At 59.8% G+C, this 24,872-nt stretch carries 22 protein-coding genes; 15 read left to right on the forward strand and 7 right to left on the reverse strand.

The genetic code is table 11. The annotated features are described in order from the left end of the window. The first annotated feature begins 86 nt into the window (after positions 1-86). From M0412_RS19630 to recX, 5 genes are all read left to right on the forward strand, one after another. Positions 87-1,550: an ATP-binding cassette domain-containing protein gene (locus M0412_RS19630; RefSeq protein ID WP_269701559.1), complete on the forward strand. Its 1,464-nt coding sequence runs from the start codon at positions 87-89 to the stop codon at positions 1,548-1,550. After that, complete coding sequence (locus M0412_RS19635) at positions 1,547-2,488, forward strand: ABC transporter permease (RefSeq protein WP_142842503.1); 942 nt, start codon at positions 1,547-1,549, stop codon at positions 2,486-2,488. Before M0412_RS19630 ends, M0412_RS19635 begins: the two co-directional genes overlap by 4 nt. Beyond that, complete coding sequence (locus M0412_RS19640; protein ID WP_065116281.1) at positions 2,485-3,432, forward strand: ABC transporter permease; 948 nt, start codon at positions 2,485-2,487, stop codon at positions 3,430-3,432. The genes M0412_RS19635 and M0412_RS19640 overlap by 4 nt, the downstream gene beginning before the upstream one ends. Positions 3,433-3,466: 34 nt before the next feature. Next, positions 3,467-4,387 (forward strand): SMP-30/gluconolactonase/LRE family protein, encoded by a 921-nt coding sequence (locus M0412_RS19645; RefSeq protein ID WP_142842504.1) that lies wholly within the window; start codon positions 3,467-3,469, stop codon positions 4,385-4,387. 70 nt (positions 4,388-4,457) lie between these two features. Further along, a complete protein-coding gene (gene recX / locus M0412_RS19650) occupies positions 4,458-5,048 on the forward strand; it encodes a recombination regulator RecX (protein ID WP_142842505.1) in 591 nt (196 codons plus the stop codon). A gap of 3 nt (positions 5,049-5,051) precedes the next feature. On the opposite strand, the gene M0412_RS19655 is transcribed toward recX, so the two are convergent. From M0412_RS19655 to M0412_RS19680, 6 genes are all read right to left on the reverse strand, one after another. Next, complete coding sequence (locus tag M0412_RS19655; RefSeq protein WP_161991403.1) at positions 5,052-5,447, reverse strand: cytochrome c family protein; 396 nt, start codon at positions 5,445-5,447, stop codon at positions 5,052-5,054. Between the two features lie 97 nt (positions 5,448-5,544). Beyond that, on the reverse strand, positions 5,545-6,072 hold the full coding sequence (locus M0412_RS19660) for a DUF992 domain-containing protein (RefSeq protein ID WP_142842507.1): 528 nt from the start codon (positions 6,070-6,072) through the stop codon (positions 5,545-5,547). Between the two features lie 248 nt (positions 6,073-6,320). Further along, on the reverse strand, positions 6,321-7,130 hold the full coding sequence (locus M0412_RS19665) for an ATP-binding cassette domain-containing protein (protein ID WP_142842508.1): 810 nt from the start codon (positions 7,128-7,130) through the stop codon (positions 6,321-6,323). Between the two features lie 30 nt (positions 7,131-7,160). Then, entirely contained in the window at positions 7,161-9,128 is a 1,968-nt protein-coding gene (gene fhuB / locus M0412_RS19670; RefSeq protein WP_269701552.1) for a Fe(3+)-hydroxamate ABC transporter permease FhuB, read from the reverse strand. After that, positions 9,125-10,027, reverse strand: a complete 903-nt coding sequence (locus tag M0412_RS19675) for an iron-siderophore ABC transporter substrate-binding protein (protein ID WP_269701550.1) — start codon at positions 10,025-10,027, stop codon at positions 9,125-9,127. Before M0412_RS19675 ends, fhuB begins: the two co-directional genes overlap by 4 nt. Positions 10,028-10,054: 27 nt before the next feature. Then, entirely contained in the window at positions 10,055-12,217 is a 2,163-nt protein-coding gene (locus M0412_RS19680) for a TonB-dependent siderophore receptor (protein WP_269701549.1), read from the reverse strand. A 155-nt stretch (positions 12,218-12,372) separates the two neighbouring features. Here M0412_RS19680 and M0412_RS19685 point away from each other — a divergent pair, with 155 nt between their 5' ends. The 5 genes from M0412_RS19685 (at position 12,373) to M0412_RS19705 (ending at position 17,749) form a co-directional block, all read left to right on the forward strand. Then, positions 12,373-13,287: a LysR family transcriptional regulator gene (locus M0412_RS19685; protein WP_269701547.1), complete on the forward strand. Its 915-nt coding sequence runs from the start codon at positions 12,373-12,375 to the stop codon at positions 13,285-13,287. A 252-nt stretch (positions 13,288-13,539) separates the two neighbouring features. Then, positions 13,540-13,803 carry a hypothetical protein gene (locus M0412_RS19690; protein WP_142842511.1) on the forward strand — a complete coding sequence of 88 codons (264 nt, stop codon included), beginning with the start codon at positions 13,540-13,542 and terminating at the stop codon, positions 13,801-13,803. 183 nt (positions 13,804-13,986) lie between these two features. Continuing rightward, on the forward strand, positions 13,987-15,654 hold the full coding sequence (locus tag M0412_RS19695; protein WP_269701544.1) for a phosphoethanolamine transferase: 1,668 nt from the start codon (positions 13,987-13,989) through the stop codon (positions 15,652-15,654). Positions 15,655-15,720: 66 nt separating this feature from the next. Next, complete coding sequence (locus M0412_RS19700) at positions 15,721-16,374, forward strand: response regulator transcription factor (RefSeq protein WP_142842513.1); 654 nt, start codon at positions 15,721-15,723, stop codon at positions 16,372-16,374. A gap of 37 nt (positions 16,375-16,411) precedes the next feature. After that, positions 16,412-17,749 carry a HAMP domain-containing sensor histidine kinase gene (locus tag M0412_RS19705; RefSeq protein WP_269701542.1) on the forward strand — a complete coding sequence of 446 codons (1,338 nt, stop codon included), beginning with the start codon at positions 16,412-16,414 and terminating at the stop codon, positions 17,747-17,749. Between the two features lie 60 nt (positions 17,750-17,809). Here the strand turns inward: M0412_RS19705 and M0412_RS19710 are convergent, their stop codons facing one another. Then, a complete protein-coding gene (locus tag M0412_RS19710) occupies positions 17,810-19,114 on the reverse strand; it encodes an MFS transporter (protein ID WP_269701787.1) in 1,305 nt (434 codons plus the stop codon). Between the two features lie 293 nt (positions 19,115-19,407). Here M0412_RS19710 and M0412_RS19715 point away from each other — a divergent pair, with 293 nt between their 5' ends. From M0412_RS19715 to M0412_RS19735, 5 genes are all read left to right on the forward strand, one after another. Then, on the forward strand, positions 19,408-20,523 hold the full coding sequence (locus tag M0412_RS19715) for an RHE_PE00001 family protein (protein ID WP_269701540.1): 1,116 nt from the start codon (positions 19,408-19,410) through the stop codon (positions 20,521-20,523). Between the two features lie 257 nt (positions 20,524-20,780). Further along, positions 20,781-21,011 carry a helix-turn-helix domain-containing protein gene (locus M0412_RS19720; protein ID WP_046801638.1) on the forward strand — a complete coding sequence of 77 codons (231 nt, stop codon included), beginning with the start codon at positions 20,781-20,783 and terminating at the stop codon, positions 21,009-21,011. Positions 21,012-21,243: 232 nt separating this feature from the next. Beyond that, a complete protein-coding gene (locus M0412_RS19725; protein WP_142842517.1) occupies positions 21,244-22,494 on the forward strand; it encodes an adenylate/guanylate cyclase domain-containing protein in 1,251 nt (416 codons plus the stop codon). 232 nt (positions 22,495-22,726) lie between these two features. Next, complete coding sequence (gene iolG / locus M0412_RS19730) at positions 22,727-23,719, forward strand: inositol 2-dehydrogenase (protein ID WP_142842518.1); 993 nt, start codon at positions 22,727-22,729, stop codon at positions 23,717-23,719. A gap of 247 nt (positions 23,720-23,966) precedes the next feature. After that, entirely contained in the window at positions 23,967-24,851 is an 885-nt protein-coding gene (locus M0412_RS19735) for a DMT family transporter (protein ID WP_269701785.1), read from the forward strand. Positions 24,852-24,872 lie beyond the last annotated feature (21 nt).

Consider the following 24,872-nt stretch of genomic DNA (forward strand, 5'->3'; position numbering starts at 1 on the left):
CACAACAGATAGCTGCGGCGCTCCGAAACGGGTGTCGCGGCAACTACCGATATTATCCGATTTTCACATCACTGGCGTAATTGCTCATGAATGACATCATCGAGGCGGAAGAGGTCGTCGCCGCACGCGGCGTCAAGGTCGTGTTCGGCGCCGTGCGCGCGCTGGATGGAGCCGATCTCATCATCCGTGCCGGGGAATGCCTCGGGCTCGTCGGCCATAATGGCGCGGGAAAATCCACCATCGTCAACGTCATCAATGGCGGGCTGACGCCACATGAAGGTTCCGTTTCCTATCGCGGCGAGCAAGGCCGGCATGGCATCGCCGCCGCCCGCGCAAGTGGCGTGCGCTGCGTGTTTCAGGAACTGTCGCTCTGCCCGAACCTCACGATCAGCGAAAATGTCCGCATCATGCATGCCGCAATCGGCGGCCGAAACTGGCGCGGCCGGGCGCTGACGACGATCCGGCAGACACTGGATGAAATTTTCCCCGGCCACGGCATCGATTGCGAGCTGACGATTGCCGAATTGTCCATCGCCGAACGGCAGATGGTGGAAATCGCCATCAATTTCTGCCGGACCCCGGAGACGCCAAGACTGGTGATCCTCGATGAACCGACGTCTTCGCTCGATGCCGGCCTTGCCGAACAGTTGATGGATTATGTCCGCCGTTTCGTGCGCGAGGGTGGCTCCGTCCTGCTGATCTCGCATATTCTCGGGGAAATTCTTTCGACGGCCACCCGTATCGTCGTCATGAAGGACGGCCGGGTGGTGGCCGACCGGAAGGCGGCGGAATTCACCACCCGCTCTCTGGTCGAAGCCATGGGCAGCGTCGTCAAGGAACAGGACAGGCGGCGGGGAGAAAGCCGCAAGGCAGGCGAAAAAGTGCTCTCCATGCCGGCGCGGCGCGGCGAAGGCCTCGCCTTCGAGGCCTTTCGCGGCGAGATCATCGGCCTTGCCGGCCTCGGCGGCCACGGCCAGACTGAAGCATTGCTCGATCTTTACCTTGCGCAGAACAACAGCTGGCTGCCGTCGCGAAAGACCGATATCGCCTTCGTGGCGGGCGACCGCAGTCTGAACGGCACCTTCCCGCTCTGGAGCATCCTGAAGAACCTTTCCATCGCCTCGCTCAGGGATATTTCATCGGCAGGCATGGTGGACAGGGACAAGGAAAAGGCGGTCGGCGCGCAGTGGAAACAGCGCATCGAAATCCGCACGCCCGATATGGGCAACAAGATCCTCTCGCTCTCCGGCGGCAACCAGCAAAAGGTGCTTTTCGCCCGTGCGCTCGCCACCACCGCCAGCACGGTTTTGATGGACGACCCGATGCGCGGCGTCGATATCGGCACCAAACAGGAGGTCTATGACATCTTGAGAACCGAAGCTTCCCACGGCCGCACCTTCATCTGGTATTCCACCGAAATGGATGAAATCCGCCTTTGCGACCGGGTCTATGTGTTCCGCGACGGCGCCATTCAGGCGGAACTCGTTGGCGATGACATTACCGAGCAGAATGTGCTGGCCGCCTCCTTTGCCGGCGAGGACCACGCATGAAACTCTCGGCAAACGCACTCCGCCTCATCATTCCCGCCGCCTCGCTCGCCTTCCTGCTTGCTGCCGTCTTTTACATGCAGCCGCGCGCCATGAGCTATACCGGCATGAACCTGCTGTTCAATCTGGCGGTGCCGATCGCACTTGCCACCATTGCGCAGATGCTGATCATGTCGGTCAACGATCTTGACCTGTCGATGGGCACCTTCGTCAGTTTCTGCGCCTGCGTCACCGCCACCTTCCTGCAGACGACGCCACTGCTGGGGATCGCGATCTTTGCCGGCGCGATTGCGGTTTATGCCGCACTCGGGGCCATCATCCATATCCGTGCCCTGCCCTCCATCGTCGTCACACTCGGCATGAGCTTCGTCTGGGGCGGTCTGGCCGTGCTCATTCTGCCCTCTCCTGGTGGTCAGGCCCCCGCCTTCATTCGGGCACTGATGACAGCCAAACCACCGCTGGTGCCGATCGCCATCGTCGCCAGCATCCTGATCGCGGTCGTCGCGCATTACATCGTCATGCGCTCCTCCTTCGGCGTTTTGATGCGTGGCGTCGGCGGCAATTTCCGCTCCGTCGAGCGTTCTGGCTGGTCGGTGGTCGGCATCCGCGCCGCCACCTTTGCGCTGGCCGGTTTCTTCGCGGTGCTGTCGGGCATCGCCCTTGTCGGACTGACGACCGCGGCTGACGCCAATATCGCCCTGCGTTACACGCTGCTGTCGATTGCCGGCGTGATCCTCGGCGGCGGTGAATTTGTCGGCGGAAGGGTGTCGCCCATCGGCGCTGTCATCGGCGCGCTGACGCTGACGCTTGCCGGCTCTTTCCTGTCCTTCATGCGCATTTCGCCGGACTGGCAGATCGGCGCGCAGGGCGCGATCCTCATCATCGTGCTTGCCTTGCGCATCCTGCTCAACCGTCTTGAAAAGCGGGAGAAAAATCAATGAACGGGCTGTCATCCCTCACGAAAAAACCATGGATCTGGTCTTTCGCCGCAACGGCTGCGGTGTGGATCATCACCGTGCTCTTCACCGGCGGCGCAAGTTCCTTCGGCCTGTCGCATGCAGCACTCACCTTCGCGGCCTTTTCCGTCATCGTCGGCATCGGCCAGATGTTCGTCATCACGCTCGGGCCGGGCAATATCGACCTCTGCGTACCCGCGACAATGACGCTGTCAGGCACGCTGGCGCTGAAATTCATGGATGTGTCCGATGGTCTCATTCTGCCCGGACTGCTGATCGCCATCCTGATCGGCATCGCCATCGGCATCGGCAATTATGCGCTGATCAAGCTCTTGCGCATCCCGCCGATCATCGCGACGCTATCGATGAGCTTCATCGTGCAATCCATCGCCATCTGGTCGAACCGCGGTCTGCGTATCAAGCCGCCTGAGACACTGGCGACATTCGCGATATCAAGCTCTTTCGGCATTCCGAACGTCGCACTTGTCGCGTTGCTGCTCTCGGTCGTCGCCTGGCTGCTGCTAGATCGCACTTTCTATGGGCGCTGGATTTCCGCGATCGGCCAGAGCACCTTTGCCGCCCGCATGACCGGCATTCCGGTGGATGGCACCCGTTTCGTCACCTATGTGCTTTGCGCGGTGCTGGCGGCGATTGCCGGTTATCTTCTCGCCAGCTTCTCCGGCGGTGCTGCGCTCAACATGGGTTCGGAATATCTGCTGATGTCGATCGCCGTGGTCGTCATCGGCGGAACGGCGGTGGCGGGTGGGGATTCCAACGTGCCCGGCATCTGGGGCGCCTCGCTCTTCATGTTCCTGGTGGTTTCGATGCTGAATACCTATGGTTTCGGCGCCGGCATCCGCCTCATCCTCACCGGCCTCATCATCATTTCAGTCATTCTTCTGGCAAGCGGCCCCAAGGCCACGCGCTGACCCCAAACAACAAGCCCACAAGCGGACCACGCTCATGACCACAGACAACACCTCCCCTTACGAAATCCACGACGACCGCTTCCGCCATCTGATCGTCGGCAATGCCGAGCTGGAAGAGCTTTATTCCGGCTGCCGCTGGGCCGAAGGCCCTGTGTGGTTCGCCGATCTGAACTGCCTGCTATTCAGCGACATTCCCAATCAGCGCATGCTGCGCTGGGTGCCGGATGGCGGCATCTCGGTGTTCCGCCACCCCTCCAACTTCACCAACGGCAACACACGTGACCGGCAGGGACGACTGGTTTCCTGCGAACATGGCGGCCGCCGCGTTACCCGCACCGAAGTCGACGGATCGATCACGGTTCTCGCCGACAGCTATGGCGGCAAACGGCTCAATTCGCCCAACGATGTGGTGGTGAAATCAGACGGCAGCATCTGGTTCACCGACCCCACCTACGGCATTCTCTCCGACTACGAGGGCTACAAGGCCGAGCCGGAACAGAAGACTCGCAATGTCTACCGGCTCGATCCCGCAACCGGAAAGATCGACATCGCCATCGATGACTTCATGCAGCCGAACGGCCTTGCCTTCTCGCCGGATGAAACGAAACTCTATATCGCCGACAGCTCCTACAGCCACGATGTCTCCCGCCCGCGCCATATCCGCGTCTTCGACGTGGTGGACGGCGTAAAGCTCACCAATGGCCGGGAATTCTGCAATCTCGACAATGGCCTGCCGGACGGATTCCGTCTGGATACGGCCGGCAATCTGTGGACCAGCGCCGGTGATGGCGTTCACTGCTTTGCGCCCGATGGCGCGCTCATCGGCAAGATCAAGGTGCCGCAGACGGTTGCAAACCTCACCTTTGGCGGCCCGAAAAAGAACCGGCTGTTCATCACCGCAACGAAATCGCTCTATTCGGTGTATGTGGCCGCAACCGGTGCGCAGAAGCCCTGATACGCTGAAAGCGTAGAATTCAGACCGCGAAGGAACTGGCAAGACGGCTGTGTCGCGTTATAAATGCGGCATGAGTGACGATTCCAGCCCCTTCCTGACTGATGACATGGAGTTCGACGGCGAAGCGCAGGCCGTTGAGCCTACCAGCCGAATGCTGTCCTGGGCGCGCAATTCCGCCCTCTACCGGCTGGAACAGCGGATGATGACGGAAAAGCAGCTGCGCGATGCCATCACGCGCAAGGCACGGGAAAAATTCGAGAAGATCAGCCCGGCGCAGGTAAAGGCGCTCGGCGACTTTGCCGTGACCTTTGCCTATGGCATCAAGGCGCTTGATGATACGGCCTATGCGGAAATTGCCGTGCGAAGCGGCCAGCGCAGCGGCAAATCGAAACGTGGGCTGGCGCAGAAACTTCAGATCAAGGGCATCGCCCGGGAAACGGCAACAGCCGCGTTGCAGGAGACCAATGATCTGGTCGCCGCCGTCATCTTCGCGCGCAAGCGCGCCTTCGGGCCGTTTCGCCGTGTCGAACTTGACGAGAAACGAAAGGGCAAGGAGTTTTCCGCCTTCGCCCGCAATGGCTTCGGCTTCGAGATCGGCGCGAAGGTCATGGCGATGACCTTCGAAGAGGCGGAAGAGATAATCGCGGAAGCACCGCTCTGACGATTATTGCGGCAGGGGATGCGTTTTCAGATAGGCGATCAAATCCGCAATATCGGTTTCGCTCCACAGTCCGAAAAAGCGCATCGAATTGCCCGGGATCGCCTTCTTCGGGCTGGCGATGAATTTCTGCAGTTCGTCTTCCGTCCAGACCCGGCCAGCCGCGCCGGCATCCTTCAGCGCCTGCGAATAATGGCCGTAATCGGCCACCGAAGCCATCGGCCTGCCGACCACACCCATCAGATGCGGACCCATGCGGGTGCGCGGCGTATCGGCACTGTGGCAGGTGGAACAGCGGCTGAAAACCTTTTCCCCATGCGCCGCATCGCCTTCGGCAAAGGCGCTCGCCGCGAGGAGGGAAAACACGGTCGCTGCCGCAATATATCTGGATACGGAAATCATGGCCCGGATAATACAACGCCCTCCCCGTCTGACAACGAAGAGGGCGTGTTTTGACATGCGACAGAATGCCCGGTCAAAGCACCGGGCGCTTTGCCAATCAGTTCATGGCCGTCAGCGTAACCGAGGTGCCGGTGGCGGCAAGGTTGAGACCAACCTGACCCGTCACGCTGACCGTCTGCAGCTGGATCGAGCCGGAGGTGCCGCCAACGAGGATGTTGGTGCCAACGCCAAGACCAACGGTCACTTCAGCCGTTGCGCCCTGATAAAGGCCGCCGAGCGAACCACGGTGGTAACCGGCGGTCGGGGCGAAAACGGCCCAGACCAGACGGCCCTGTGTGGTGAAGCCGAGGTCAACGCCCATCTTGCGGATGGCGCCGGTGTAATGGTCGGTGCGGCGCGCGCCCATCGTGGACTGGAAGGTGCAGTCCAGTTCCTTGGCGGAACCGAGAACATAACCAACACCACCACCGATATCGCAGCTCAGATAACCGATCTTGACGCCGTTGCGGTCGTCCTGCTCCTGCGGAGCGGGCTCATATCTCGCAAGGTCGGCAGCCAGTGCGGATGCAGCCCCACCGAGGCCCATCGTCAATGCGGCAAAAGTTACGGCAACAGCCTTTTTCATCTTATTTTCTCCTGTTTTAGTCCTACCCGCAGCAGCCCTTCTTGCCCTCTCCGGATATTGAATTCCGCACTGTTAACGTTTGTTCCCTGAAATCGATCCAAAACAACTTAATTGGATGCAAGGAAAGGAAAGCGGTTAACAATGTCTAATGGCGGTAGGATGCCATTAAGACATTGTTAGGGCGGAAAATACGTTGAAAATGACTGTCAACAACAAGCGCTTTCAGGCGTTGTTTTGCTGCAACAAGCTCAAAGCGGCAGCGCGACCGGCAAGCCGGTGGCGGCATGCATCATGACATCCATGCGCACTCCATAAATCCGCTCCAGCGCCTCTGGCGTCATGATCTCCTGCGGGGTTCCTCTTTCAATCAGATTGCCGGAATGCAGGGCGACGATCTCGTCGCAAAAGCGTGCCGCCATGTTGACATCGTGCAGCACCACGATGACGCCGAGACCCTTTTCGCGCGACAGTCTCTGCACCAGCGACAACACTTCGATCTGATGTGCGAGATCAAGCGCCGATATCGGTTCGTCCAGCAGCAGGCTTTCGGCATTCTGGGCCACCAGCATGGCAAGCCATACGCGCTGGCGCTCGCCACCGGAAAGCGTGTCCACAAGCCGGTCGCGAAAGGCCACGGTGTCCGTCAACTCGATGGCCTCATCCACCTTCTCCTGATCCGCCCTGGTGAACTGGCCGAGCGCGCCATGCCAGGGATAACGACCGAGCGCCACCAGCTCCTTGGCGAGCATGCCGGAGGCGGCCGGCGTATATTGCGGCAGATAGGCGAGTTTTCGCGCAAACTCCCGGTTGCCCCAGTCGCCCAGCGTCTTTCCCTCAAACGACACTTTACCAGCCGTTGGCTCCTGGATCCGCGCCAGAATCTTGAGCAGCGTCGATTTTCCCGAACCATTATGGCCGATCAGGCCGATTGTCTTGCCGGTCGCAAAACTTGCCGTCAGCGGCTGCAGCAATGTTCGGCCGGGCACCTCCATCGTCACGCCTTCCAGCGAAAAAAGCGGGGTATCGTCGTAGCCGGCGGCAAGCGCTGCCTCACCCATGGTTCTTATCTCCGTAAATGCCCAGACACATCATTGGCGCCTGCCTGAAAGCCAGATCAGGTAAGGCGCACCGGCCAGTGCCGCAAAAAGCCCAAGCGGCAGCTCATAGGGAAAGGTGACCGTTCGCGCCCCGAGATCGGAAAGCGCCATCAACACCGCTCCGAAAAGGAATGAAGCCAACAGATGGTCGCGCGGCGTGGTGAAGCCGGCGCGAAGCGCGATATGCGGCGCCATCAGCCCGACGAAACTCAAGGGACCGACAAGCAGCGAGGCCGCACCGGTGGCGATGCCGGCCACCGCGATAACGGCAATGCGTGCGAGACTGAGCGGCAGCCCGAGGGAAAGCGGCACATCCCGGCCGAGCGGCAGAATTGTCAGCCAGCGCGTTACCGACAGGGCACCCGAAAGCAGAACGACGGAAAGTACGGCAAGAAATATCGCCGAAGCGGGCGTGGCCGTCGAACCCGAACCGCTGAGCCAGGCAAGAATCTGCCAGGCGCGCTGGTCGCCAATGGCAAGCAGGGCCGAAAGCACCGCCGAGCAAAGCGAACTGACGGCAATACCCGCAAGCAGTATTTTTTCCGGCGCCAGATATCGGCGCACCGCAAAGAACAGCACGAGGGTCATGACCGCCGCCGAGCCGATGCCGGCACCCGCGAACAATTCAAGGAGGCCTGCCGCCGGAAAAATCGTGATGGCGGCGGCAAAACCGAGGCCTGCGCCGCCGCTGACGCCGATTACCTCCGGGCTTGCCATGGGATTGCCGGTCAGCCGTTGAAGAAGCGCACCCGCCATGGCCAGCAGACCGCCGGCAGCGATGGCCGCCACAAGCCGCGGCCAGCGGAACGGCAGAAGGCTTTGCAGGTCACCGGCACCCAGCACCGTCCAGCCATCCGGGCCTTTGCCAATGGCCAGCGCTGCAAAGATCAACACAGCCATGATGACGAACACTGGCAGCAGTGCCGCAAGCCGGCGTCTTGCCGCAACATCGCCGCCTTCGCTGCGATGGACGTCGGTCGGCCGGATTTTCGGCAACAGCCACAGAAGCAGCGGTCCGCCGATCAGCGCCGTTACCGCGCCCGTGGGGAAAACTTCGGCCGTCGTGCTCGCCAGAAGCTGAACGAGACCATCGCAGAACCAGAGCAGCAGCCCGCCCAGCAGTGGCGAAACCATGAGCACTGCGGATGACCGCCGCACGCCGAGTGCCCGGGTGAGCGCCGGTGCGGCAAGGCCGATGAAACTGACGAGGCCGACCGCAGCGGCAACGAAGGCGGCAAGCGCGACCGCAACGGCCGCGACCGCCAGCCTGATCGAAAACAGCGATACGCCGAGCGATCGCGCGCCGGCATCGCCAAGACCGAGAACCGTCAATGGCCTTATCAGCAAACCGGTCAGCACAAGGCCGGCGAGAAGCTGGAAGGCAAGGGAAAAGGCATTCGACCAGTCCTGCTGGCTGAGCGAGCCGCCGTTCCAGACGACAAGCGACATCAGATATTCGCCCTGCGCCAGCGTCAGCGCCGCCGAAACGGAGGCGGCAGTAATGCCAACCAGCAGCCCAGATACCACCATGGTCACCGGCTCGAAGGACCGCCGCCAGCCGAGAAGGAAGACAATGCCGGCGGCGGCGGCAGCGCCCGTGAGTGCCACCAATGCACGATTGCCATCCAGCGCCGAGGGAAAGAACAGGGTGGCGATGACGATGGCCAGCTGCGCACCGGCGGAAATGCCGAGCGTCGAGGGGTCGGCAATCGGATTGCGCAGCAATTGCTGGAGAAGCGCACCGGACAGGCCGAGCATCGCACCCGCCAGAATGGCGACAGCTGCACGCGGCATCAGGCTGAAGGCGAAAATCACCTGATCCATCGACAGCTTGGCGGCATCGAATGGCAGGCCGGGCCATGCACTGAAAGTTAGCCGTTGCAGGCCGGCATGCAGCGAAAGCCCGCAGGCCAGCACGAACAGAAGCCCGCAGAAAAGCTGGAGAGGCCGCGCCGTCACGGGGCTTCTCCCTGCGCCGTCAAAGCCTCGGTCAGAAGCCGCGCGAAACGCATGCCGGCGGTGATGCCGCCATAGGGACCGATATTGCCGAGCGTCACCACGCGGTTTTCCCGCACGGCCGGAAGGGCCCGCCAGATGGCGCTGTTGCGCAGGCTCTCGCGGGCTTCCACCGGAATATCGGAGACGATGACGATACGCGCCTCCGGCGACGCGGCAAGATTTTCCAGCGGCACCGGCGCTGCGAAAGTGAATTGCGAACGATCCACCCAGGCATTGGCGAGCCCCAGCCGACCAAGCACATCCCCGAACATGCTGTCCGCACCAAACGCACGAAAATGCCGGGCGTCACCAATATTGATCACATAGGTTGGCCGCGCGGAAAAACCGGCAAGGCGGGTGCGCATGGCTTGCAGCGCCGCGTCCGTTTCGCTCAAAACCCTGCGCGCCTCATCAGCCCGGCCGAGCTTCTCGCCAAGAGCCGACACTGCCGCAAGCGCCTTTCCGAAAGGGGGCTCGCCCTTCACGTAAAAGGGCAGCGAGAAGACCGGCGCAATCGCCTCAAGCCTGCCGGTGTAGCGCGTGTAAAAAGGCGAGATCAGAATGAGATCTGGCCGGGTCAATTGCAGAAGCTCGAAATTCGGTGCGCCGCGCAGACCAAGATCAACGACGCTCTCAGGGATTTCCGGCTCGACCGCACCGACCCTGAACTGGATGAGCTCGGTTGCTGCCACCGGCATGACGCCGAGCGCCACGGAGGTTTCGAGCATGGCCCAGTCGATTGCGGCGATGCGGGGCGTCACCGCCGCCCGCGCCTTGCCTGCAAGAGCCGAAGCGGCGAGCAGGCCTAAAAATTCCCGCCGCCCCCAAAGGGGGGACATCCATAGATCCTTGCGCGTCATGCCCCTGCTGCTTCACTTGATATGGCTTCACCAACGATAGGTCAGCTTGCCCATAACCGTTCTTCCGTCACCGTAATAGCATCCGAAAGTGGAGCAACTAGAAATATATTCTTTATCAGTCAAGTTTTGCACGAGGAGCGAAGCGCGATAGCCGTTCTTCTCGTAATGCACGCCGAGATCGAGCAAAGCGAGACCCTTCATTTCGAAGGTATTGGCGGCATCGCCATAACGCTTTCCGACATAACGGACGCCGCCGCCGATCCCGAAGCCTTCAAGCGCCGTATCCTCCGCAAATGTGTAGTCGAGCCACAGGCTCGCGGCATGCTGCGGTGCATTGTCCAGTTCCCTGCCGTTGTTAACGCGGCCGGCGACTTCGCTGTCCATGTAGGTATAGGCCGCACGCAGATCGAGCCCGTCGGCAATGCTTGCAGCGCCTTCAAGTTCGAGGCCTTTCACGTGCGCCTCGTCCATCTGCTGCGTCACGCCGCCCACCGTCGTCGTCACATTCTTCTGCTTCAGATCATAGATCGCCGCGGAGAAGAAACCGTCGAAACCTTCGGGCTGGTATTTGATGCCGGCTTCCCATTGCTCGCCGGTGGTCGGCTTCGGCGCATCACCGACAGCCGGCTGCGGCACCGGCTCGAAGGATGTGGCATAGCTGACATAGGGTGCGATGCCGCCATCGAAGAGATAGCTGACGCCGACGCGACCGGTGAGCTTGTGGTCGTCCTTGTCGAGTGCACGATAGGTCGTGCCGTTGAAGGTCGTGCCGCCGGTACTCGCCCAGTCCTGCCGAAGGCCAGCAGTGATGCGCCAGTTCTCAATCGCCATCTCGTCCTGGGCATAAAGGCCGATCTGCGAGATATCCGTCTTCACATCGGCATAAAGCGTGCGCGAGGTCAGGCTGATCGGCCCGCCATAGACCGGGTTGACGGGATTGAGCGGCGTCGCGGCCCAGAATTCGGTTTTGACGTTGTTATCGAAATAACGATAATCCAGCCCGACAAGCAGGGTGTGATCCACCGGCCCGGTTGAAAAATCCGCCTGCAGGCTGTTATCGATATTGAAGGTATTCAGCAGCTCGTCCTGCAATGTCGCATTCCGGCGGATGAGATTGCCGATCATGCCGCCGCTGGTCGAAGACATGCCGAGCGCCCGGTAGGACCAGTCGAAATTGGAATAACGTGCATTTTGCCGGAAGGTGAAAGTATCGTCGAAACGATGCTCGAATTCATAGCCGATATTGGTGAATTTACGGTTCGACGTATCAAAGGACGGATCGCCGACATAAAAACTGCGGTCCAGCATGTTGCCAGGCCGCGAATACGTCAGCGCCGGCGGCAGGCCGGAAGGTGAACTTGGATTATCGTGCTGATAGGACGCAAGAACCGTCAGCTTCGTATCCTCGTCCGGCTGCCATGTGAGAGCCGGCGCAATGAAATAACGATCGTTCTGCAGATTGTCGGTCTGGGCATGGGCATTGCGGGCAAGACCGGTCAGGCGATAGGCGAAGCTGTCGCTATCCGCCACCGGACCACCAATATCGAACATCGACTGGTAATAATCGAAGCTGCCGATCTGCGCGCCTACTTCACCGAAACGCTCGAAGGTCGGCCGCTTGCTGACGAGATTGATGAGTCCACCGGGATTACCCTGACCATAAAGCACCGAGGCCGGCCCGCGAATGACCTCCACCCGCTCCAGGCCATAGACTTCGTAGGAGGGTGCACCGGCCGTGCGCATCAGCCGGAGACCATTGAGGAACTGCAGCTGGTTTCCGGCGAAGCCGCGAATTCGCGGCGCATCAAAGCGCGGATCGGAGCCTGACGGCTGCGCGACGACACCAGGCACATAATTCAGCGCCTCGCTGAGATTGCGGACATTCTGCGCATCCATCTGATCCCGGGTGATGACGGAGACCGATTGCGGCGTCTCGATCAGGGATCGGCCGGTCTTGGTGGCACTGGCGCTGGTTTTCGCCACATAACCCTTCACGGGAGCCTTGGGGTCCTGTTTTTTGGCGCCTTCCACGGTGATGGTCTGGAGCACTGTCGTCCCGGCTTCTTGAGCAAGGGCAGCGCCTGAGGATAAAAACGCCACATAGGCAATGGCGGCGCAGCCGCCGGCCAGAATGGAAATGTGTTTGGTTTTTCCCTGCACGCCAAAACCCTTTATCGCCCGCACCGTCATCAACGGATATTTTTCTGGAGAATTTAAGTCATCTTATTACGCAAGGTGTAGATTGTGATCCAATAAGCTAGGCCGGTTTTTTTCAGAACTATTGATTATGAAAAACACGATCGATAATAGCTTGGAATTATTCAAATCTACTGCGAAAGGCCGCAATGATGGGCAGGAAGCCGGCAAGCCGGGCGGACACATTCGAGCTGCGCCACCTGCGCTATTTCACCACGCTGGTGGATGAGCGCAATTTCGAGCGCGCCGCCGCCCGCCTCGGCATTGCCCAGCCGGGTTTGAGCCAGCAGATCATGGCGCTTGAGGATATTGTCGGCATGCCGCTGCTCGACCGGACACGCCGGTCGGTAAAGCTGACCACGCCCGGCCAGCTGCTCTACGAGGATGCCCGGAAAATCCTCGCCAATGCCGAGGCAACGCTTGCGGCCCTCAAACGTGTGGATCGCGGTGAGACCGGCCGCATCTCCATCGGTTATGTGGCCTCTGCCGCCTATTCCGGCCTGCTGATAAAGTCCATCGCCAGTTTCCGCGCTTCCCATCCCGATGTGGAACTGCAACTCATCGAAATGGAGATGCGGCTGCAACTGGCCAAGATCGCCGACGGCAATCTGGATTTCGCCTTCATCCGCCCACCGGCGCCCATTCCGGAAGGGGTCGCCACCCAGGTGGTTCTGCGCGAACCGCTGATGGCGGCCCTGCCGGAAAATCATCCCCTGGCCTTTGCGCTGCAGGTCGACCTGAAGAACCTTGCAGGGGAAACCTTCATCACCCCGCGACAGCCGCCGGATGTCGGCTTTCATTACAATACGATAGAAGCCTGCAACGAGGCCGGGTTCCAGCCGGCGATCAGCCCGGAAGGCCGGGACTACACCACCATTGCCAGCATGGTGGCCATTGGTCTCGGCGTGGCATTGGTGCCACGCTCACTCGATTGCCTGAGGTTGCCCGGCGTACGTTATGTGCCGCTTGCCGCAAGCTCCACCACCTCTGATCTCGCCATCGCCCATCGAAAAACGGAAGCTTCTCCGGCAGTGAGAGCCTTCATTCTCCACACACGCAGCTAAGGCAGAAAGCACTCACCTCTGGCAGCGGCGTACTCCCTGATGTGAACGCAAAATCCGCCACGTCGGATTGCCCGACGGGAATGGCGACAAGGCCGGTAAAGCCAAACGCCGGAGATTGCAGGGAAAATACCCGTCTCTCGGGAAAACCGCGTGCGGGACGAAAAACCCGCCGCAGATATATCGTGCCCACTTATCCCCGCTGCCCAGATCCGCCGCATAATCACGGCAGATTTTGATTTACGGGAGACAGCAATGGCTGAGACTTACGAACACTACACCGCCGGCCTGGAATCACCGGCATCCCACGGTTTCGACATCGTGCCCGACGATACTAATCCGCTTCCTTCGCCCACGCGTGCCATTTATGTCGGCAATGGCGGGCAGCTTTGCCTCACCCTGCTTTCCGGAACGACCGTCACTTTCCAGAACCTTTCCGCAGGCAGCCTTTTGCCGGTCCGGGCAACACGCGTATTTGCAACCCGCACCACCGCAACGGGGATAATCGGACTGAGCTAGGTGACGCAACGCCAAGGCCCAGCCATCGATCTGAAAGCACCCACGCCTTGATATGACACTTTCATGACAGAGCTTTCAGGTTGATGTCAGCTAAATAACGCATCCGCCATCCATCGGCCCATGCGGCGGCGTGAACGGGGCGTTTTGCTCGTTTTCCGCCACCGCTGGCACATTTGAAATCTGGTGGACCTGGCATTGGCTCTTTTTACCGCGAAAGCGACAGGCGTTGAATCGTATCGTCCGGAAATCGGCAGCGTGCCGCTCAGCCTGCTGACGGCGGCCTATCTGCTGTTTTTCATGAACCAGACATTCTGGTCGAAGGTTCACACCTATCTTTCCGCTTATCCGGTTGCCATCGTTGCGCTTTATGTCGCCATGGCGGCGCTTTTCGGCGCCCTCATCACCATTTTTTCCGCCAAATATCTCATCAAGCCGTTTCTGGTCTTCGTCATATTCGCAGCGGCTGCCGCCTCCTGGTTCATGGACCGCTACGGCGTTGTCATCGACAGCGACATGATCCGCAACGCCATGGAAACCACGCAGGCGGAAGCGGGCAATCTGATTACCCCCGGCTTTGTCTGGCACATGGCGATTTATGGACTGGTGCCGTCCATCGTCATTGCCGCCATCCGCATCCGGCATCGACCAATCCTCGACAAGCTTTTGTGGAACACCATCAGCATCCTGGTGTGCCTCGGCATCGTCGGCATCATCAGCTTTGCGAATTCAAAGACATTCACGACTGCCATCCGGCAGCACAAGGATATCGTCAAAAGCGTCAACCCGTTGTCGCCGATGATGTCCGCCGTCCATTATTTCACGCAGGCCGGTCAGGAAGCCGAAATACAGGTCAGCCCAATCGGCAGGGATGCGAAGGTTCTTCCCGCCGCTGGAGGTGTCCATAAGCCGCGCATCACCGTCATCGTTGCGGGCGAAACCGCTCGCGCCGCGAATTTTTCCCTGAACGGCTATGGGCGCAACACCAATCCGGAACTGGCCAAGCGCGACGTGATCTATTTCCCCAACACGACCAGCTGCGGCACCGCGACGGCGATGTCCATTCCCTGCATGTTCTCGAAATTCCCGCGTTCGCAATATAGCCATAGCAAGGCGCTCGCGAATGAAAACGTCATGGACGTCCTCGTCCACGCCGGTGTCAGCGCCACATGGCTGGACAACAATACCGGCAGCAAGAACGTCGCCGACCGTATCCCCTATTTCGACCTGCCATCCACCAATGACAGCCGCTTCTGCACCGGCGGAGAATGCCGCGACGATATCTTCTTCGACAAGCTCGACGCCTGGCTCAACAACGTCACGAAGGATAGCGTCATCGTGCTGCACCAGATGGGTAGCCACGGGCCGACCTATTATCTGCGCTACACCGACGAATTCCGCAAATTCACACCGGATTGCCGCACAGCCGAGCTTGGCAATTGCAGCGATGCCGAGATCGTCAATTCCTATGACAACACGCTTCTCTACACCGACCACTTCCTCTCGACCGTGATCGACAAGCTGAAAGCACGCTCCGATAGGCTGGCGACCGGCATGATCTATGCCTCCGACCACGGCGAATCGCTTGGCGAGAACGGTGTCTACCTGCATGGTGCACCCTACCTGCTTGCCCCTGACCAGCAGACCCACGTGCCGTTTCTCGTCTGGTTCGACGATGATTTCGCCAAGTCCATGGGGCTTAACCGGGCCTGCCTTGCGAAAAGTGCTGCAGAGGGTGGACGCTCCCACGACAATTATTTCCACAGCATCCTTGGCATGATGAACGTCTCCACTTCCGTCTACGATCCCTCGCTGGACGTCTTCGGCGGCTGCACCCAGCGCCAGAGCAGCTGAACGAACAGTGCTTGACGCTTATCCCGTGAAAGCGATACGCAGGACGACGCGATAAAGGGAGCTGTCTTGCGGGTTCTGCTTGTTGAAGACGATCATGTTTTAGGTGAAGCGTTGCGAGACCATGTCGCAGCGGCCGGCCATGCTGTTGACTGGTTCAAGACGCTGGACGACGCCATGGCGGCAACGCTGACCATGGCCTATGGCCTGATCCTGCTCGACATGCGCCTGCCGGATGGCGAAGGCATCACCCTTCTGCAAGCGCTGCGCAAGCGCGACGACGCCACACCGGTGATCATCCTAACGGCACATGATCAGGTTTCCGACCGGATTGCCGGGCTGAACGCCGGCGCGGATGACTATCTGGTCAAGCCTTTCGACCTCGATGAGCTTTCGGCGCGCATGCTGGCGGTCTCGCGCCGTTACGAGGGCCGCTCGGCGCCCGTCATTCGCCTGCCCGGCATCGAGATCAACCAGGTGGCGCGCAATATCACGGTCGATGGAACGGCCCAGACACTCAGCGCCCGCGAATGGGCCGTGCTTGAAAAGCTGGTTGAACATCCCGGCGCCGTCGTCTCGAAAGCCCAGTTGCACGACACGCTTTACGAATTCGGCGCGGAAATAGAAAGCAACACGGTCGAGGTCTATATCAGCCGGCTGCGCAAGAAAATCGGCCATGACCGCGTGGAGACCGTGCGCGGCGTCGGCTACACGATCAAGTGAGCCAGACGGCTAGCAAGTAAATAACAAGTAGGCAGAGATGGCCAGACCGACCAGCATGACCCGCAAGCTCGTGACGGCGCTGACCAGCGTCGTCGCCATATCCTGGCTCCTCGCCTGCGGGCTCGGCGTCATGGTGATGCAGGACGAATTTGCCGAGATTTTCGATGCCGGCGTGCAGGAAACGGCCGAAAGGCTGCTGCCGCTTCTGGCCGACGATCTCAGGGAAAACAACACGGCGCCGGCCTCGCGCAAGCTCAACCCTTCGGCGGAAGGCGCGGAATATCTGACCTATCAGGTGCGCGACCGGGAAGGACAGGTCGTGCTGCATTCGCATGATAGTTCGACGGAGCCTTTCGAAGTCTCACTCGATCCCGGTTTTTCCGAAACCGCGACACAGCGCATCTACACGGTTGCAACGCCGGACGGCAATTATTTCCTGCAGGTCGCCGATGCCTTCGCCAACCGGCGCGAGGCGATCGAGGAAGCGGGCAGCGCGCTGCTTTTGCCCGTACTCATCCTCATTCCCGCCAGCATCTTTGCGGTGATCGTGGTGGTGCGCAGGACCCTGCAACCGATACAGACCCTGCGCGACGAGATCGGCAAAAAAGATGGCGGCAATCTTGCACCGCTCGAAACGCAGCCTTTTCCCGGCGAACTGCATCCCATCGCCCGCTCGGTCAATCTGCTGCTTGGACGGCTGCGATCGGCAATCGAAGCCGAGCGGGAATTCACCGCCAATAGCGCGCACGAATTGCGGACGCCAATTGCCGGCGCGCTGGCGCAGGCGCAGCGGCTGCATGCCGATATTCCGCCGGAACTTGCGCCGCGCGTCGAGAATATCGAGAAATCCCTGCAACATCTGGGCCATCTCGCCGAAAAGCTGCTGCAGATGTCGCGGGCCGAAGCAAGGATCGGCGTGACCGATACGGCAAATGATGTCATCCCCGTTCTCGAACTCGTCATCGACGACATGGTGAGAACGGCGATAGGCAAATCCCGCATCCGCTTCACCAATCACTGCGAGGACGGCCTGTCCTGCAGGATAGGCGCGGACGCCTTCGGCATCATCGTGCGCAACCTTCTCGAAAATGCCCTGATCCACAGCCCGGCGGGAAGCCCGGTGCAGATTTTGGCGGAACAGGACGGCACGATCCGCATCATCAATTCCGGACCGGCAATCGACGGGGCGCTGCTGCCCAAACTGACGACCCGTTTTGCCCGAGGCCCGACCAAGGCGGATGGCACCGGGCTTGGCCTTGCGATCGTCAAAAGCCTGGTGGAACAGACCGGCGGCGAATTGCTGCTTTCTTCACCCGCACCCGGCCGGCAAGACGGTTTTGAGGCGCGCGTAGTTCTGCCTGTCGAAACCGCCTGAAGGCACTGAAAACAGAAAGCCCCGCCAAAAGGACGGGGCTTTTATGTCTGGATGTACCGCTCAATCCTCGTGGATGTGGCTGTGATCGCGTGTATCGCGCATCTTCACATAGACCACCAGCGACAGCGCAATCATGACCGTTACATACCAGAAGAACCAGTTTTCATGGCCGATCTGCTTGAACTTCAAAGCCACGAACTCCGCCGTTCCACCAAAAATGGTATTCGCCAGCGCATAGGGCAGCGCCACGCCAAGCGCGCGGATATGGGCGGGGAACATTTCCGCCTTCACCACCGCATTGATGGAGGTGTAGCCGGTAACGATCAGCAGGCCGACCAGAACGAGGGCGAAAGCCATGATCGGATCGGTCGTCGTCGCCAGCGTGGTGAAGATGAGGTAGGTAAACAGCGTGCCGAGAATGCCGAAACCCACCATCAGCGGTTTGCGGCCGATCTTATCGGACAGCGCACCGGCAAGCGGCTGACACAACATGAAGACGAAAAGCGCCGCCGTGGTAATTTCAGTCGCACTTTCCTTGCTGAAACCGGAGGTGTTGACGAGGAATTTCTGCAGATAGGTGGTGTAGGCGTAGAAGGCGAGCGTGCCGCCTGATGTCAGCGCCATGACCATCAATGCTTCCCGCGGATAGTGCTTGAAAAGCGCCCATCCGCTGGATTTCGGCTTGTCGGCGTCGCCCGCCTTGGCGTTTTCGAAAGACTGCGTTTCGGCAAGGCCACGACGGATGTAAAATACCGCAATCGCCAGAATGCCGCCGATGAAGAAGGGAATGCGCCAGCCCCACTCGCCAAGCTGTATCGGCGTCAGCATCCGCTGCAGCACCAGAAGCACCGCCAGCGCCAGAAGCTGGCCGGAGATCAGCGTTACATACTGGAAGCTGGAGAAGAAGCCGCGACGGCTCTTGCCGGCCATTTCACTGAGATAGGTAGCGCTGGCGCCATATTCGCCGCCGACGCTGATGCCCTGCAGAAGGCGGGCGAAAACCAGAATGGCAGGCGCGGCAATGCCGATCGTCTCATGGCCGGGTGTAATGGCGATCAGCAGGGAGCCGAGACACATCAGCGTAACGGACAAGGTCAGGCCGGCCTTGCGGCCCTTGCGGTCGGCATAGGTGCCCATGAACCAGGCCCCGATGGGCCGCATCAGAAATCCGACGGCAAAAACGGCGGCAGCGCTCAACAGTTCGGCGGTCTGGTTTCCGGAAGGGAAGAACACCGGCGCGAAATAAAGGGTGAAGGCCGAATAGACGTACCAGTCGTACCATTCGACGAGATTGCCCGCCGATCCGCCGATAATGGATTTCAAACGGGTTTTCTGATCCGGCGCGGTGGCGGGACCATTTGCCATAATATTCACGGGTAAACTCCAATTCATCTTCGTCTGGAGATGGAAGGGCGAACGGAAGGTGTGATAATTTGTCGCTCTTGGCGGGGGTATATACCCGTCATGCTGCGATGCGCAAGTTTATGCTGCATCGCAACAATACGGTAGAAACGTCAGAAGTGACCCGCGTCCTCGTGAAGCCCGGCCCTCCATACCGGTCCGCGCCGCAGGATCGGCGACGATGATACCGGGAAAAGCAGAACCGGGCCATTGCAATCCGTCTTGTAAGCCGTGCGCGCTCAAACTAAAAAATATCAATGATTTATGATATATCGGACATCCAGATCGAAAAGCTTCTCATCGCCGCCGCCCGTGCAGGCGAAGCGCTGGCGCGGCTGGACGAGCGGATCAGCCGCTCGCCGATGAAACACGGCTTCATCGAAAGGCAGGATTTTACCGATGCGATTTCCTCCATGTGGGTCGATGGCGAACTTGTCCATATGGAAGATCTGGTCCTGCATGACGCCCATATGGACGTGCGCGCGCCTACCCACGAGATGACGGCGGCGCACCGGATATTGCGGTCGAGGCGGCTGATCTTTTCCAATGCCGCCGGCTGGGCCTTCACTGCGCCCGGCCTTTCCAGATTACGGGGCAGAGCCACACTTGCAGCCGACGAGGTGCCACGTCCCCAGGAAACCGGAGATCACACCCGCAGCGAAGAGAGCGGGACGGATGGGGAAGCGTTGCTGGACGGGGCTTTTTCCGAACTGGATGCGCTGCTGGCGCGAAGCTCCGCGACGCTTGAGGCGATTACCGCCGGTAACATGCCCGCGCCCGTGAATCAGCGGCAGGAAGGCCATCCGATCATCAACGAGCCTGACTGGGACGAGGATGAACGGCTGAAAGAATGGCTGGAACTGCATGCAAGGACGGCAGAACTGCCAACTATCCTTCGCACCGCCATTCTGCTCGACGCGTGGAACATGATCGAGGTGTTACAACGCAGCCCCTGGCTCGGCCGGCTTCTGGCCGCCGCCTTTCTGCGTGAGGGGGCCGTGACGCCCGATCACCTGCCGGCGCTCAGCGCCGGTCTCCGCGCCGTTCCGCGCGAGCGCCGACACGCCAGAAACCAGACACAGCGGCTGCTTGCCCTTCTGGACAGTTTTTACGAGGCGGCCCAGACCAGTCTGAAAGAACATGACCGGCTGACCCACGCGCGGGATCGCATGATGCGCAAGCTCACCGGCCGGCGCTCATCCTCACGTTTGCCGGAACTGGTGGAGCTGGTGGTTTCCCGGCCGGTGGTTTCAGCGGCAATGATCGTCAAGGAACTCGGCACCACACCGCAGGGCGCAATCGGGCTCGCCAATCAGCTGGAATTGCGGGAAGTTACGGGTCGCGGCCGTTTCCGCGCCTGGGGCATGCTTTAAGCCTGCATTTTGAAATACAGCCTGCCCGAAACTGGAAAATTGCCTGTCGTCCGGCCGTTTCCACCACGAAAAATGCCGCAGGAATGCGGCGATCACGAATCTTAACAAAATTTAACTATTGCGTAGGTGGGCGAAGCGTCTATGTTCCTCGCTGCGTTGCAGCACGATTTCTTCTCCGGCAACGCGGTCGCATTCGGCCCCCGGCAACTTTTCCTTGCCGCCCGCATTTAAGTGTCCATCATCAGGGAGATGCAATAATGACAATTTCAGTCTCAGAACTTAATTCCGATCACGAAACCGATGCTCCTTTTGCCAAAAAGGTCCTGACCGCGCGCACGCTCGCCGGCTATACGGTCGAACAGCTTGCTGTCACCTGCGGTCTCACCACCACCGAAATCCACGCACTGGAAGACGGCACCGACAGCGATCCATCGCGTATCAGACGCGTTGCCGCTGCCCTGCATATTCCTGTCGAAACCGTTATCTGATCGCCCTTAGCGATCACGAAAAATCTCAGCGCCGCCGGGGACGATGTTCAGGAGAACATCCGGGCGGCGCGCGTGGCCTGAGGCCGCAAATATCTTCCGGAAGATTTTCCGAAGTCCTCTCTTAACATTTTTGTTATCCGGCACCACATGGGGTTCACGAGCGACCATGTTCGATGAAGTTCGGCATGCGCCCTGCCCGTGCGATAACAGCAACAATCTCCGGAATCCTGCCATGACACTCAGTCTTAACACCGAAGAACGGGTTTCTTCAGCATTGGATGAATTGTGGCCGGCAGAGAAGACCGAAATTCTCGACTGGCTCGTGACCGGCACCAAGGACGAGCGTTTTATCGACGAGATATTCGTGGAGCTTTGCGACAGGCTGCGGGCAAGCGGAATCTCCATCGCAAGGGGCGTTCTTGCTTTCCGCATCCGCCACCCGCAATGGCTTGGCGCGCGGATATTGTGGAAAGCCGGCATGCCCACCGCCGAAATCGCCACCTATGGTTACGGCTCGGAAAGCACGCCCGAATATCTCAACAGCCCCATCAACGACATCCACCAGGGTGCGACGGAAGTCCGCCACCGGCTGAATGGCGATGACATCGATGAACCCGGTTATACGATCTATGACGAGCTGCGGGCCGAAGGGCTGACGGATTATTGCGCCTGGCCGATCGAGCACACTTTCGGAAAGCGCCACGTCGCGACATTCTCCAGTGACCAGCCGGGCGGTTTTTCCGACAGCGAAATCGCGGCCCTGAAAAACCTGCTGCCGGCTTTGGCGCTGGTCAGTGAAATACGCCTCAAAAACCGCATGACGCGCACGCTTTTGGAAACTTATGTGGGTCCGCATGCGGGCGAGAAAATTCTCAACGGCGCCACGACACGCGGTAGCGGCATAACGGTGGGAGCGGCGATCCTGATCTGCGACCTGCGCAATTTCACCCATATTTCCGACCTTTGGCCGCGCGATGACGTGATCGAGCTTCTGAACGGCTATTTCGACGCCATGTGCGACCCCATTGAAGAATTCGGCGGAGAAATCCTGAAATTCATGGGTGACGGGCTGCTGGCGATTTTTCCGCTCAGCGATCCGCAGGCCTGTGAAAACCTGCTGAAAGCCATCGCCAGCGCGCAAAAGGGTCTTGTTGCCCTCAATGAGATCAATTGCCAGAAGGGTCATGATCCCCTGGGTTACGGCATCGGCGTGCATGTCGGCGATGTCATGTATGGCAATATCGGCTCAAAAACCCGCCTCGATTTCACTGTCATCGGCCCCGCCGTCAACATCGCCTCGCGGCTGGAAACACTGACCAAGGAAACCGGCCGCAACGTGCTGTTTTCCGAGGAATTCGTTCGTATGGCCGGAAATGGGGACAGGTTGGAAAATCTGGGTCCATGGCTGCTGCGCGGCCTTGAAACGCCAGTCGAGGTCTATGCCCTTCCCCAGAATGCCGTGCAGATACCTTCCACCAATTGACGCCCGGCAGCGTTTGGGCTTCGGCTCAACCTGCCTTTCGGTATGATCAGCAGCCACATCGCGTGACCTCCAGGGGCGAATGATTTCGGCCTTGCCTGCCGCTGTCAAAACGCTTGACACGCTTCCGATGTCGATCTAGCAAAATGGAACATATATTCCATATCGAAACATTGTTTGCATTCATATTCTGTCTCTCCGGGAGTGAGGGCGGGTATGAGGAACCGGAGGAAAGATGGTTACGAAATTGGCACTGCTCGGCGCTGGACGGATCGGCAAGGTCCACGCCAAGGCGATCACCACCGACAGCCGTGCGCAGCTGGTGGCCGTTGTCGACGCCATGGCCGGTGCCGCGGAAGCAATTGCCCGCGAAGCGCAGTGCAAGGTCAGCACGATCGACGAGGTTCTGGCCGACAAAACGATCGACGCCGTCATCATCTGCACACCGACCAACACCCATGCCGACCTGATCGAGCGTTTCGCCCGCGCCGGCAAGGCCATCTTCTGCGAAAAGCCCGTTGATCTCGATGTTGCCCGCGCGGAAGCCTGCGCCAAGGTGGTTGAAGAAACCGGCGCGAAGGTGATGCTCGGTTTCAACCGCCGTTTTGACCCGCATTTTCAGGCCGTGCATAAGGCAATCGAAGATGGCCGCATTGGCAAGGTGGAAATGGTTACCATCACCAGCCGCGACCCTGGCCCGCCGCCGGCTGAATATATCAAGGTTTCCGGCGGCATCTTCCGCGACATGACCATTCATGATTTCGACATGGCCCGCTTCCTCCTGGGCGAAGAAGTGGACAGCGTGTTTGCCACCGGTTCGGTTCTCGTCAATCCGGAAATCGGCGCGCTTGGTGATTTCGACAGCGCCAGCATCATTCTGACAACGAAAAGCGGCAGGCAGGCGGTGATTTCGAATTCCCGCCGCGCGACCTATGGTTACGACCAGCGTATCGAAGTGCATGGTTCTCTCGGTTCGGCAGCGGCCGAAAACCAGCGTCCGGTCTCCATCGAGATCGCCAATGCCGACGGTTATACCCGCCCGCCGCTGCATGATTTCTTCATGACGCGTTACACGGCGGCCTATGCGGCGGAAATCACCGCTTTCATCGACAGCATCGAGAATAACGTCGCGCCGTCGCCCTCCATCAAGGACGGTCTGATCGCGCTGAAACTGGCCGACGCCGCGCTGAAATCCGCGACCTCCAAGACGGCCGTGACAATCGGCTGAAGCCGGTCTCATCGTCACCCTCGGGTTTGGCCCGAGGGTGAGTTTTCCGGTTTTTTTGAGAAAAGCCGATTATTCCCCGCGCCTCCGGAAACAGGCTGCCTGTCAAAAAGGCAGCCGCCGGACTTGCATGGCAGCTATTCGGAAAATAAGGTTGTCTGACAAGGTGCGGCCGTAACATATGGCTGTTACCCACCTCATTCACGCCGAATCCTCTTTTGCCGGCACGCAGCCGGACAGCGGTTTTTTCATGCCATCACCCAAGACCGGTTTTCTATATGCGCTTGTCGCCTTCACGATATTTGCGGCGCAGGATGGCATCTCGAAACATCTGGGCAGCGCCTATCCGCCCGTCTTCATCGCCATGCTGCGCTACTGGGCCTTTGCCGTCTTCGTTCTGTTGATGGCCGCAAGGTCGGCGGGCGGCATCCGGGGTGCCGTCATGGCCAACCGTCCGTGGCTGCAGATCGGCCGCGGCGTTCTGCTGGCGGTACAGATCGTTTTTTCGATCTTCTCTTTCGCCATTGTCGGGCTGGCGCACAGCCACTCGATCATCGCTTCCGCGCCGCTCATCGTCGCTGCACTTTCCGTGCCGCTGCTTGGCGAAAAGGTCGGCTGGCGACGCTGGTGCGCCATTTTTGTCGGCTTCATCGGGGTTCTCGTCATCCTGAAGCCGGATGGCGAAGGTTTCGACAACAGCCTGATCATAACCTTCATCGCCGCCTTCATGCTGGCACTTTACGGCGTGCTCACCCGCCTCGGCAGCCGGAGCGATACGGCAATGACGAGCTTTTTCTACACCGGTGTGGCCGGTGCAGTGGCCCTGACGCTGGTCGGGCCGTTTTATTGGGTCAGCCTCGCGCCCTATGACTGGGGATGGATGCTGGCGCTCTGCATTACCGGCATGAGCGGTCATTATTGCCTGATAAAAGCGTTCGAACTGGCGGATGCAGCTTCCGTGCAGCCGTTCTCCTATTATCAGCTCGTGCTCGTTTCCATCATCGGCGTCACCATCTATGGCGAGGTCGTGACGTCAAACATGGTTCTGGGCGCAGCAATCGTCATTGCCGCCGGCCTCTTCACCATCTGGCGGGAACATGTGGTCGGCCGGAAGAAAAGCGCGGGAGCCGGCTGAGCGCCAGCCCCACCTTGAATC

It is taken from the genome of Agrobacterium sp. O3.4, from assembly GCF_041414895.1.
GTDB classification, from domain to species: domain Bacteria; phylum Pseudomonadota; class Alphaproteobacteria; order Rhizobiales; family Rhizobiaceae; genus Agrobacterium; species Agrobacterium cucumeris.